A 12338-nucleotide genomic window follows, 5' to 3' on the forward strand; every position below is an offset into this window, starting at 1 on the left:
GCGTATTAAAATAAAGAACAAAACTACCTCAATTTGAGATTATTCCAAATAGAATGTTTTACTAAAGGGAACATTGTTTTGGGTTATGCCATTAACGGTAACTTTTATTTTTTGTTTTGGAAAATCCGATCTATACATCACACGGGCCGTACCTTTTTGATCAGTTAAGACCTCCGCATTCCAATACAAAGTCGGTTTGTTTTCGGGTTGAGTCATCTGAATTTTAGGAGATTCGAAAGGCAAAGGATTTACAAGTCCATCTACCAAAACTTTAGTAGAACCCTCGATATCCGGAATACCGTCTGAACTGATCTCGTCTTTTGTAAAAAACGAAACAATACCATTTCTACTCAAATCGCCGTACATGTTATTTACACCTGCTACAACTTCTATTTTTTCTATGGCATTAGGATTGAGACTTGACCAAGAAGCCCCTGGAATTCCATCTACCAAAATCAAAGCCGCATTGGAATTAAACGCCGAAGTAGCTCCACCTCTAATTATAAAATCACCTTGACTGTATTGCATACTGGGCACTTTCTTCAAAATACTATTGACAATTCCTGTAAGTCCGTTATTGGCATTTAGTTCTTTGTTAGCCACCGTATAGTCTGGCCTTCCATAAAGCATTTTCTTAAGGTTTTCCTTTTTAAAAGTCGAGTCTTTGGTATTTTTAGACAAATCCTTTATTTTCTGAAAAACAAGCGTATCTAGTTTAGTTTTATTTATTTCAATCGAATTCGTCAATAATTTAATTTCCGGCTTATTTTGGTCATTTTTTACAATGAAAATATTATCCTTTTGTTTTTTAGAACTTGGTTGAAGCCAAAGCACAGATTCTCCATAAAACATCAGGTTTTCTAATTTAAAATTACCGCTTTCATCAGAAACTCCTTCCACGAAGTTTTGGAATCCATTTACAAAAACATTGAAACTGCCTTTAAAAGGCGTTCTTTTTTTGTCTAAATATATTCCTTCTACGTTAATTCCTTTTTCCATTCCAAATGTCTTTTTACTTATACCCAAAGACTCAGGGCTCGGTATTTTGTACAAATCCTCCATTTTAGGTTCAGTGCTTAGTTGAGGATCATACGTTGGATTGGTAATAGAAACCGAGAAATTACTCATAACAGGCACGCCGGCTTGGTTTTTAAAACTAAATGCTAAAGCGGATATTTTACCTCCGAGCGAATCTGACTTAGTGATGTTAACCTGCACTGTTTTCTCCATTTCATGCTCTTCCTCAACTGACGATTGTGAAGCTGCAAAGTGCTCTTTATGACCTAAAACCGGTATAAGTTGCTCAAAACTAAACTTAGGATCGAAGTTTTGCATATAGTTCGTATATGCTTTCAAATAATAATTACCCGGAACCAAATCTTCCGGCAAAACCATATTTCCGTAGGCAAAGCCATTCGATATCTCTAGTTTTTGTGATTTTATAACACTTTTGTTTTGATCCACTAACATTACATGCAAAATCTTGCTTGAAGAGTCCGCGTAGTTTCTGAAGTTATAGTTGACGTATGTTTTATACCAAATATTGTCTCCGCCATAATAGGCAGACCTGTCTGTGTGGAGCACTACTTTTTCTACCATTGCTGGTTTTTCAAACTTCAAAAAATATGCATCATTTGCATTTGATTTTGGATCATAGTCTATCGGTAGCATTCCGGCTACTTTTAGATAATCCATATCTCCAGACACCAAAATATCCTGGGAGTTAGTGGGAACACCTTGTAGATCCACTTGCACCATACCCTTGGCTGCCGTAAGCCAACTCACCGCATATGGAGTATCCGCATAAGTTTTAAGCTCCGTTTGGGCATTTTGATTGTGAATCTCAAGATTGCCTGCAATCATTATTCTTTTGAGGTTTGGGTCTGTCGTTAACTTCACCATGTCTTTGGCAACATACGGAATCACCGACTTGCCTAGTTCTACATCAAAATTATCGCTTCTGAACTCATTGATATTTTGACCCGGTTTTTCGGCATAAAGTTGATATCCGGTCTCATCTAATTTACCATCTAAAATAGATTTAAATAACGAAACGTATGACCTCTTGTAGGCTTCGGCTCTTCTTTTAAGCCACTCTTCTAGCTGTTCTTTAGTGGGAGGCTCTTGCTCCGAAAACCTAAACGTGCCTTTTATTTTATATGCATCGTTTTCAACCAAAAAGTCTTGCAAGTTAACCTCCAAATTATATCCTAAGGTATTATTTTTTATTTGGAGAGGCTGATTGGCTATTGCCTTAAAGGTGTTTTTTTCTTCTTCAAAATCTAATACCCAAGCATTTACAATCTCGCATTTGTCTGCAAAGTAACTATACCCAAAAAACTGCTTTGAAAACTTCTTGAGTTGCTTCTCCCATTTTTTATCTCTCTTTGACTTAACCTCTATTTCAGAAAGCTGAAAATCTAAAGGCTTTAAGGCCACATCTAATAGAATCTCATCTCCATCTTTTGCTATAATTCTTTTTATAAAAGACTCATAACCAATATATGAAAACACCAAGTCGAATTCTTTGAATGAGGTAACGGTCATTATAAAATTACCGTCAAGGTCTGCTCCTGTGCCAATTGTACTGTTGTTTATGTACACATTACACGCAGGTAATCCTTCTTTTAAAACAGCATCGGTTATTTTACCTTTTATTGTGATTCCTTGAGAAAAGGCAAAAAGTGAAACGAGAAATAGTGTAGTTGTAAAAATGAGACGGTGGATTGTAAATTTCATTTAAATTGTAATTTAGTTTTTCTCAAAAATATCAGAAAAATAACGCTTAAAAAAATTATTATTTCAATAATTGACACTCATAATCAAAAAAAAATGAGTCTTATGCCATAATAGTTCTATTATTTAAAAAATAGGATATCAATTTAGGGTATATTTTGCTAATTTTGCATACTTTTTATTGCAATTCAAAAATACGAAATATGCTATTAAGCGAGCAAGAGATTCTTAGAAGACAGAAAAGAGAGGAGTTAATGAAATTAGGGATAGATCCATATCCTGCAGAAGAATTTCAAACAAACACCAAAGTAAGAGATATATTACAACACTGGACACACAATAAATTCGATTTTATGGATGTGACCGTGGCCGGCCGAATGATGGGTTTTAGAATCATGGGTTCTGCCTCTTTTGCAGAACTACAAGACGAAACGGGCCGAATTCAGTTATACTTCAAACGCGACGATATATGTCCGGACGAAGACAAAACCATGTACAACACTGTGTTTAAAAAACTTTTAGACATTGGTGACATCATAGGTGTGCAAGGTTTTTGTTTCGAAACACAAACGGGCGAAATCTCGATTCATGTTCGTTCATTCAAAATTTTAACAAAGTCTCTAAGACCTCTTCCGGTAGTTAAAAGAGACGAAAGTGGCCAAGTGCACGATGGCTTCACTGACCCTGAGCAGCGTTTCCGTATGCGATATGTGGACCTTATCGTGAATCCTGAAAACCGTGATATATTTGTAAAAAGAGCCAAGATAATATCTACCATGCGTAGAGTATTTGACGATAGAGGTTGGTTAGAAGTAGAAACTCCGATTCTTCAGTCGGTTCATGGAGGTGCCACCGCCAGACCATTCAAAACTCATCACAACACGTTGGATATGCCTTTATTTATGCGTATCGCCAACGAACTATACCTAAAAAGACTTATAGTAGGTGGTTTTGATGGTGTGTATGAGTTTGGCAAAATGTTTAGAAACGAAGGTATGGACCGTACCCATAACCCTGAGTTTACGGCTCTAGAGTTTTACGTAGCATACAAAGACTACGAGTGGATGATGAAGTTTACCGAGGAACTATTTGAAAAAGTAGCAATGGCGGTTCACGAAAGCACCAAGTTTATGTTAGGCGAAACCGAGTTGAACTTTGCGGGCCCTTTTATTAGATTATCTATTACAGACGCTATTGAAAAATATACGGGTGTAAATGTAGAAAAAGCTACAGAAGAAGAACTTTTAGCAAAATGTGCCGAATGGGGTATCGAGACAGACAGCACCATGGGTAAAGCCAAGTTGATTGATGAGATTTTTGGAGAAAAGGTAGAAGAACACCTAATACAACCTACATTTATTATCGATTATCCAGTTGAAATGTCTCCATTGACCAAAAAGCACAGAAGCAAGCCAGGTTTGGTAGAACGTTTTGAGCTTTTTGTAAACGGGAAAGAAGTAGCAAACGCATATTCGGAACTTAATGACCCTCTTGACCAAAGAGAGCGTTTTGAGGAGCAACTAAGACTTGCTGAAAGAGGCGACGAAGAAGCCATGGCGATGGATGAAGATTTTATTAGAGCCTTAGAATACGGAATGCCTCCTACGTCGGGTATTGGTATCGGTATAGACAGGCTTACTATGATGCTTACTAACAATGTGAGTATACAAGAAGTATTGTTTTTCCCTCAAATGAGACCTGAGAAAAAAGTAGAAATGGCTACTGTAGCTGACTACGAGGCTGTAGGTGTGCCTGCAGTTTGGGTTCCTGCTTTACAAAAAATGGGCTTTTTTACAATACAAGCACTAAAAGAAGGAAATGCAAACAAGGTATTTAATGACCTTGGAGGAATGCGTAAAAAATTAAAAATAGATGAAAAAATGCCAAGCAAAGAAGAAGTAGAAGCTTGGATAAATCAATAAATACCTATGAAGTTTAAGTCGATTTTAGCAGTTACTCTATTAGCGAGTTTGTTTTCGTGTAATTCAAACAAAGACTGGGATATTGAAATTCCGGAAGCTATAAGTGCTTCGTCGCCTGTGGCGGTCGACTTAAATGATGATGGTATTAAAGACATAGTGATGGGGGCAGGTGGCCAAGAATGGGCAGAAACCCAAAATGGTATTCTGGCTCTAAATGGTGCCGATGGTAGTGTTCTTTGGAAAGCACCTGCCCGAAATCAAATAGTAGGCACAGCGGTATTTGCTGATTTAAATGGTGATAAAACGCCAGATGTAATTATTGGTGGTCGATCGGCCGAACTTCAAGCCAGAAATGGAAAAACAGGTGAGCTTTTGTGGGAAATTTATAGTAAAAAAGGCATGTTTTCCGCTAGAGCAGATGGCTGGTTTAACTTTTATAACGTACAAATCCTTCCTGATCAAGACCAAGATGGCGTTTCGGATATCTTAGCTAGCAATGGTGGTGATGCCATTATTCCTCCTGGAATGAAGGATAGACCCGCAGGAAAACTGTTTATTTTTAGTGGAAAAACAGGTAGAATTATCGCTAATGATGAAATGCCTGACAAACAAGAGACTTACTTTTCGCCTATTTTATTAGATGATTCAAACGACCCTCAGTTTATTTTTGGAAGTGGCGGAGAAAGTAAGGCAGGGCATTTGTATTTATGCAAACTCTCTGACCTAAAAAACAAAAACTTAGCAAAGTCCACCATTTTAGATTCGACAATAAATAAAGGCTATGTATCTCCTCCTATTTTGGCCGATTTTAATAGTGACGGCAAAAAAGATATTGTGGTGTGCACTGCCGAAGGCAAAGTAAAGCTAATAGATGGCAAAAGTCTGAAAGTAGTTTGGGAACAAAGCCAAGAAGGCACCGAAATGTACGCACAAGCAGGCATCGGGCATTTCTATGGAAATGATAAAACCTTAGATGTGATGGTGACCTTTGCCAAAGGCACCTACCCTGATTATAGCAGCACAGAGCGAGTGCTTTTGGACGGAAAAACTGGCAAAGTAGTAAAATCATTTCCAGATAAATATTTCACGTATTCGTCACCTTTGGTAGTTGACCTTGACAACAACGGCACTGACGAAGTGATTTTCAACACCGTGAAAGACACCCTGTTAAACGGCAAAGAGAGATCGTATTACCAACTGACGGTTTATGACTTTGCTAATAACACTACTCAGATTTTAGACAAAAAACATATCGGTGGTTGTTTTGCTTCAACTCCTTGGCTAGGTGACTTAAAAAACAACGGTACACTCAGTTTGATATATTCTGGCAGCCCCGCAACTTCGCCATTTTTTCCTGGAAACACTACATTTGAGAGGCCTGAGTTAAAACTTTTTGTTCATAAAATCACACTGAAAGACGTAAACCCAAAATCTGTAAAGTTGGGACAATATATGGGCTTAGAAGGTAAAAGCTGGTATTAAAAAATGAGATATTAAAGTATAAAATAATTCGAAATTTTATTCATTTTTATTGATTGACTTGTAGAGAAAGTGCATCCAAACAAAAAACACCAGGAAAAACAAGGAAATATAAAGCATCACTTTAGCCCTATATAAATTTTCGAAAAGGTCTTCTTTAAAAACCAATTCTCCGCTTTTTCTCATCTCTATTATTCCCATATTCCGGCCATCAAACCGCGGAATTAAAAATCTATCTAGCGTTAGTTCATATAAAACTTCTTCCTCTATATCTACTAAATACTGACTAGTACTTGCCTCAGATTCGGTTCCTAAATAAATACCATATATTTGGCCTTTGTCTTTAAACTTTAAGTCTACAAAAAAACTTGGCCTATCTCTCCATCTGCCACCATCCTGAGAACTGCTAACCACGGTTTTATAATCAAGCACTGCCGATTCGTGTTTATAAAACGATTCAGGCTGATATGCTTTAAATACTAAAACAAGAGAAAATAAGAGAGAAAAAACACTCAAAAACAAGAATACAGTACGAGCCTTTTTTATATTTGATAGATTATATTGAGCCATTTATAAAACTTATTTTTGCTTAAATTCCAAGCCATTTCAAAATGGGTTCGCTCCAATAATGCTTCCAAAAAACTTGGGTTGCTAAACCAATAAAACCAATCATGGCGAGCATTAAAAAAGAACCAATTGCTGCTAAATATGACTTTGTTACAAATACTTTTTTTCGGATAAAAAACTCTGCGACTAATAAATTGGGTAAGTAAAAGAAAAAGTCCATGAAGTAGTCAAAAGGCCCTGAAAATGTATCGGTGTGCCCAACTAGACCTGTGGCTGCATGCCAAAAGCCATATTCCATGCGATACAACCAAGAACCAATAGCTAAGGCATACAAACGCAAAGCCCATGCCCTGTGGTTTACAAAGTCTTTCGCACGAGCAAAACGAACCGTTTGAATAGCACAAACAAACATCAAAACGCCATATCCTGCAAAACCAACATCCATTAACCAACCGCCAATAGTACCTTTCTGAATAATAAAAATCAAACCACCAATAGATGCAAAAACACTTGCAAAAATATAAAGTCGCCCTACCCATCTATGCACCTGTGGGTAGCTTTTTCGAATTGATTTAATAAACTGAAGACTTCCTAAAATTAAAATCAACCCACCTGCGGCGAAATGCAAACCGATACCTTGGGTGGCTTGTGGCGTACTTGAGTCATACAAACCAGGCAGCACCTTATTCCACTGATCAGAATTACCATTTGTTAATGCCAATGCATAAAAAGTAAGTATATATAAGCCAAAAAGCCCAGAACTGAGCCAAACCACAACACTTAAGATTTTACTTAAAATACCAAAAAGTTTAACGCTCATTTCCGTAGATTAAATGAATACAAAAAATTTAGGGTTAAACTTATAAAAAAATACACTTAAACATAAAAAAACCGACCATTAAAATGATCGGTTTCGAAGATTATCTTTTTGTATCTCTATTTTTATTGAAAGGCCTGTTCCCTTTTGCTGCTGCTGGTCTATTTCCGCCTCCACCGCTAGGTCTTGGCTTACCGCCGCCTCCTCTGTTATCGTTTGATCTCGGAGGTCTTTGTCCGCCGCCCATTTTGGGAGGTGGCTGACGATCTACTTCTAAAGGCTCAAAACCAGAAACGATTTCAACTGGAAGTTGTAAGTCTAGCAGCTTTTCTATGCCTCTCAAGTAGTCTATTTCTTCGGCACATACCAACGAGACAGCCTCGCCACTAGCACCTGCCCTACCCGTTCGGCCAATTCTATGGACGTAATCTTCGGGCACATTTGGCAACTCATAGTTTACCACATGTGGAAGTAATGGAATATCTAAGCCTCTCGCAGCAATGTCTGTAGCTACTAAAACTCTGATTTGACCTTTCTTAAAGCCATCCAAAGCCTTTGTTCTTGCATTTTGAGTTTTGTTACCGTGTATGGCAGCCGAACTCATGCCGCTTTTTTCAAGCTTTTCGCTAAGTTTGTTAGCTCCATGTTTAGTTCTAGTAAAAATCAATACTTGCTGCCAGTCGCCTTCATCGATAAGTTTAACAATAAGGTCATTTTTCATGCCTTTGTCTACACGAATCACATTATGAATCACTTTCTCTGCAGTAGTATTCTCTGGGGTAGCTTCTACCAATTCCGGATCAAAAAGAATACCCGCAGCCATTTTCTTTATTTCAAGTGAGAAAGTAGCTGAGAATAATAAATTCTGTCTTCTTTCAGGAAGAATAGCCATTATTCTATTGATATCTTTTGCAAAACCCATGTCTAACATACGGTCTGCTTCATCGAGAACTAAGATTTCTACTGAACCAATATTTAATAATCGCTGCTGATGAAGGTCTAACAAACGACCGGGCGTAGCGATTAGAATATCAATACCATTTTTTAGGGTAGCTACTTGTGGGTTTTGATTAACACCACCAAATATTACGGTAGAGCGAATATCTAAATATGTACTGTACTCGCGAACATTTTCTAAAATTTGAGCAGCAAGTTCACGGGTTGGGGTTAATACCAAAGCCCTTATTTTTCTCCTACCTGCAGGAGGATTTTGTGATAATATCTGAAGAATAGGCAGCGTAAAACCAGCAGTTTTACCTGTTCCTGTTTGAGCCGAAGCTAATATATCTTTTCTATCTAAAATTACCGGAATGGCTTTTTCTTGTATGGGAGATGGAGTAGTATAGCCTTTTTCTTCAATGGCTTTTAGGATAGACGGAGATAATCCGAGCGTATTAAATGACATAAATTAAGTTTAAGAACAACCAAAAGCGGTTGCCTGAATAATAAAGACAAAGGTACGGCTTTAATTTAACAAAATATTATATACTAAGTAGTACTTAAAAATCAAGCCTTAATTTCATGTACAATTTAATAAAATTAAACACAGAATATCAACTCCGCCATTTAAACGCCTTAGAATCAACAGCTCTCATGGTACACAAAATGCCGTCTATGTGATCATACTCATGCTGCAAAAGTTCCGAAAGGTCATCTTCGAGGTGCCATTCGTGCTCTTGCCAATTCATATCCCTAAATTTTATTTTTAGGCTTTTATGCCTTTTTACTTTGACCAAAAGATTAGGAAAACTCATGCAGTCATCCCAAAGTTCGAATTTTTCAGGACTTAAAAAAGTAAAAACAGGATTTATAAACACCACAGGCTCATCGATATTCATATAAATCAGTCTTTTCATAATACCCAATTGAGGAGCGGCTATTGCTCTGCCAAATCCATATTTAGCCCTTACTTCAGACATTACATTGTCTAAGTCCTCCACCCAGTTTTTTACCTCCGCTAGTTCCGACTCCAGAACTTCCTCACAAGTCTGATAAAGACGCGAATCTCCTAATAAAATTAAATCAGCGAGCGTTTTCATTTTTATATTTTTTTTCAAAAATAAGCCTTAACCTTCTAAATAAAAGCAATAATTAAATTTTAAAACCACTCTTTTAAGTCTAAAAAAGTGAAATTAAACCCACTTGAGGTCAAAACTAAATATAAGCAATACAATTCCTGAATTTATGGAGAAATTTAGTTACCTTTATAAATTGTAAAAATCACCAAAATTACCCCTCAAATGAGTACAGGCACAGTCAAGTTTTTTAATGATACTAAAGGTTTCGGATTTATCACCGAAGATGGAAATGGTAAAGACCATTTTGTTCACGTATCTGGACTTGAAGACGAGATTCAAGAAGGAGACAGTGTTTCGTTCGAATTAGAACAAGGCAAAAAAGGATTAAACGCAATAAAAGTAAAGCAGTTATCTTAATAAATAACCCGCCTACTGTATATAATTCAATAGCCTATCAGCCTTGATGGGCTTTTTTTTTCAATTAAACCAAGCAAATAAGTATTTATGGGCAGATCGCAAGAAACATTTAATAAAAAAGAAGTTAGAAGCAAGAAAGAGAAGAAGAGAAAAGACAAAGAACAAAAGCGATTAGAGAAAAAAGACATGGAAACTACCTCAAAACTAGAGGATATGTTAATCTATGTAGATGAAATGGGAAATCTAACGGAGACTCCGCCAGATCCTACTCAAAAACGTAAAGTTAAACTTAGTGATATCGAAATCAGTGTTCCTAAAAAAGACAGCCTTGAAGAGGAAGACCCAACTAGAAAAGGGGTTATTACGCACTTCAATGACTCAAAGGGATACGGCTTTATCAAAGATTCTGAGAATCAAAACTCGGTATTTTTCCATGTGAACAATACCCTTGAAGAAGTAAAAGAGAACAATATGGTTACTTTTGAAATCGAGATGGGACCTAAAGGTGCCACCGGAGTTAAAGTAAAACCCATAAGGTCATAAATAGATATATTTTCAAAGCCCGATAACGTTAAGCTATTGGGCTTTTATTTTGTCTATTTCTTATTGCTTATCAAATCTACCTAAACAGGACCTTCATCTAACTTATCGTACAAAAAAAATGCTAGCCCATTTAAGCTAGCAAATTTTGTATGCCATTTTATATCACATTACATATCTACAGCCAACTTGTAGGTTGGGTCTTCTATAATATTTACATCTATAAGTTTTTCGGCGTTTTTAAGCAAACCAATACAGTCTTGACTCAGATGTTTTAAATGCACCGTTTTATCTAAAACTGCATATTTCTCTGTCAGTTTATTCAATGCTTCTATTGCACTCATATCAGACACTCGGCTTTCTTTAAAGTCAATGATAACTTCTTTTGGGTCGTTTTCGATATCAAACTTATCGTTAAAAGCTGAAATAGAACCAAAAAACAATGGTCCGAAAATTTCATAATGCTTTACGCCTTTCTCATCTATAAATTTTCTAGCACGAATACGTTTAGCACTTTCCCAAGCAAAAACCAAAGCAGAAATAATAACGCCCACCAATACGGCTAGAGCCAAGTTATGCATAAAAACCGTAACCAACATAACCACAAACATTACCAAGATATCAGACTTGGGCATTTTGTTGAGTACTTTTACACTTACCCACTCAAAAGTACCTATGGCCACCATGATCATTAAACCCGTAAGTGCTGCCATCGGAACTTTCTCTATTAAAGACGAGCCAAACATTACAAAAACGAGAAGCATTACAGATGCAAAAATTCCTGAAAGCCTTGCCCTAGCTCCAGCTGAAATATTAATCAAACTTTGACCGATCATAGCACAACCGCCCATACCAGAGAAAAAACCTGTAACTACATTGGCCACCCCTTGTGCCAAGGCTTCTTTGTTTCCTCTCCCACGGGTTCCTGTTATTTCGTCTATAAGGTTTAGCGTAAGTAAGCTTTCAATCAAACCAACTCCAGCTACTATTAAAGCATAAGGAAAAATTATTTGTAAAGTCTCCCAAGACAAATCTATACTCGGAATATGGAAGGGAGGAAAACCACCTTTTATAGAAGCGATATCGCCAACTGTGGCTGTGTCGATATTAAAACCTACAACTAAGCCGAAAATAACTAAAATAGAAGCCAACGAAGCCGGAATCACTTTGGTGATTTTAGGCAATCCCCAAATGATTAGCATCGTTAAAAACACCAAGCCTAACATTATATACAATTGATTTCCTTGCATCCAAGTAGAGGTACCAGCAGCAGACTCAGCTTTAAACTGGCTCAACTGTGACATGAAAATCACAATGGCAAGGCCGTTTACAAAACCATACATAACAGACTGAGGCACCAAACGGATAAACTTACCCAATCTAAATACACCTGCCAATATTTGTATAATTCCCGCAAGCACAACTGTGGCAAACAGATACTCAACGCCGTGAGTTTTTACAAGTGCCACTATAACCACAGCCACTGCACCAGTAGCACCGGAGATCATTCCGGGTCTACCACCAAAAATAGAGGTAATCAATCCCATCCAAAACGCAGCATAAAGACCCGTTAGTGGGCTAACTTCGGCCATAAATGAGAACGCTACTGCTTCAGGAACCAATGCTAAAGCTACTGTAAGACCAGAAAGCAACTCATTTTTATAGTTTACTTTTTGGTTAAAATCAAAGAAATTTAGGTATTTAGTCATATTTACTAATTATTCAATTTTAAGGCTAAGTGCCTAACTAGAAGACCGAAAACTATTAATTCATGGTTTTTTTGGCGTTTTCGAAACGCAAAGGTACGTCCTTAATATTTTAAAAGCCAAGATTCATAGGATT

General features: G+C 37.0%; 10 protein-coding genes. 4 read left to right on the forward strand and 6 right to left on the reverse strand.

The window, feature by feature from the left end; translation table 11 throughout:
- Window positions 1–39: 39 nt before the first annotated feature.
- Window positions 40–2739, reverse strand: a complete 2700-nt coding sequence (locus ACFOOI_RS08705; RefSeq protein WP_379837103.1) for a carboxypeptidase-like regulatory domain-containing protein — start codon at window positions 2737–2739, stop codon at window positions 40–42.
- Window positions 2740–2939: 200 nt separating this feature from the next.
- Between ACFOOI_RS08705 and lysS the strand changes: the two genes are divergently transcribed.
- Window positions 2940–4658 carry a lysine--tRNA ligase gene (gene lysS, locus ACFOOI_RS08710; RefSeq protein ID WP_379837105.1) on the forward strand — a complete coding sequence of 573 codons (1719 nt, stop codon included), beginning with the start codon at window positions 2940–2942 and terminating at the stop codon, window positions 4656–4658.
- 6 nt (window positions 4659–4664) lie between these two features.
- Window positions 4665–6140 (forward strand): outer membrane protein assembly factor BamB family protein, encoded by a 1476-nt coding sequence (locus ACFOOI_RS08715; protein ID WP_379837107.1) that lies wholly within the window; start codon window positions 4665–4667, stop codon window positions 6138–6140.
- A gap of 36 nt (window positions 6141–6176) precedes the next feature.
- Here the strand turns inward: ACFOOI_RS08715 and ACFOOI_RS08720 are convergent, their stop codons facing one another.
- From ACFOOI_RS08720 to ACFOOI_RS08735, 4 genes are all read right to left on the reverse strand, one after another.
- Window positions 6177–6707: a hypothetical protein gene (locus tag ACFOOI_RS08720; protein WP_379837109.1), complete on the reverse strand. Its 531-nt coding sequence runs from the start codon at window positions 6705–6707 to the stop codon at window positions 6177–6179.
- A 19-nt stretch (window positions 6708–6726) separates the two neighbouring features.
- The gene (locus tag ACFOOI_RS08725; RefSeq protein WP_379837111.1) at window positions 6727–7524 is read right to left on the reverse strand and encodes a DUF2306 domain-containing protein; all 798 of its coding nucleotides are present in this window, start codon (window positions 7522–7524) and stop codon (window positions 6727–6729) included.
- 100 nt (window positions 7525–7624) lie between these two features.
- Complete coding sequence (locus ACFOOI_RS08730; RefSeq protein ID WP_379837113.1) at window positions 7625–8926, reverse strand: DEAD/DEAH box helicase; 1302 nt, start codon at window positions 8924–8926, stop codon at window positions 7625–7627.
- A 148-nt stretch (window positions 8927–9074) separates the two neighbouring features.
- A complete protein-coding gene (locus tag ACFOOI_RS08735) occupies window positions 9075–9560 on the reverse strand; it encodes a peptide deformylase (protein WP_379837115.1) in 486 nt (161 codons plus the stop codon).
- Between the two features lie 201 nt (window positions 9561–9761).
- On the opposite strand from ACFOOI_RS08735, the gene ACFOOI_RS08740 reads away from it, so the two are divergent.
- On the forward strand, window positions 9762–9956 hold the full coding sequence (locus tag ACFOOI_RS08740; RefSeq protein ID WP_379837117.1) for a cold-shock protein: 195 nt from the start codon (window positions 9762–9764) through the stop codon (window positions 9954–9956).
- 87 nt (window positions 9957–10043) lie between these two features.
- A complete protein-coding gene (locus tag ACFOOI_RS08745; protein WP_379837119.1) occupies window positions 10044–10499 on the forward strand; it encodes a cold-shock protein in 456 nt (151 codons plus the stop codon).
- A gap of 167 nt (window positions 10500–10666) precedes the next feature.
- Here ACFOOI_RS08745 and ACFOOI_RS08750 read toward each other — a convergent pair whose 3' ends face one another.
- Window positions 10667–12205, reverse strand: coding sequence for a SulP family inorganic anion transporter (locus ACFOOI_RS08750; RefSeq protein WP_379837121.1), 1539 nt, complete (start codon window positions 12203–12205; stop codon window positions 10667–10669).
- Between the last annotated feature and the right edge of the window lie 133 nt (window positions 12206–12338).

Source organism: Lacihabitans lacunae, from assembly GCF_042649125.1.
Classification (GTDB): Bacteria; Bacteroidota; Bacteroidia; order Cytophagales; family Spirosomataceae; genus Leadbetterella; species Leadbetterella lacunae.

Coding starts and splice junctions, on each gene's coding strand:
- ACFOOI_RS08740 (WP_379837117.1), top strand. CDS start 9,762: ATGAGTACAGGCACAGTCAAGTTTTTTAATGATACTAAAGGTTTCGGA.
- ACFOOI_RS08705 (WP_379837103.1), bottom strand. CDS start 2,739: ATGAAATTTACAATCCACCGTCTCATTTTTACAACTACACTATTTCTC.
- ACFOOI_RS08730 (WP_379837113.1), bottom strand. CDS start 8,926: ATGTCATTTAATACGCTCGGATTATCTCCGTCTATCCTAAAAGCCATT.
- ACFOOI_RS08715 (WP_379837107.1), top strand. CDS start 4,665: ATGAAGTTTAAGTCGATTTTAGCAGTTACTCTATTAGCGAGTTTGTTT.
- ACFOOI_RS08735 (WP_379837115.1), bottom strand. CDS start 9,560: ATGAAAACGCTCGCTGATTTAATTTTATTAGGAGATTCGCGTCTTTAT.
- lysS (WP_379837105.1), top strand. CDS start 2,940: ATGCTATTAAGCGAGCAAGAGATTCTTAGAAGACAGAAAAGAGAGGAG.
- ACFOOI_RS08745 (WP_379837119.1), top strand. CDS start 10,044: ATGGGCAGATCGCAAGAAACATTTAATAAAAAAGAAGTTAGAAGCAAG.
- ACFOOI_RS08750 (WP_379837121.1), bottom strand. CDS start 12,205: ATGACTAAATACCTAAATTTCTTTGATTTTAACCAAAAAGTAAACTAT.
- ACFOOI_RS08720 (WP_379837109.1), bottom strand. CDS start 6,707: ATGGCTCAATATAATCTATCAAATATAAAAAAGGCTCGTACTGTATTC.
- ACFOOI_RS08725 (WP_379837111.1), bottom strand. CDS start 7,524: ATGAGCGTTAAACTTTTTGGTATTTTAAGTAAAATCTTAAGTGTTGTG.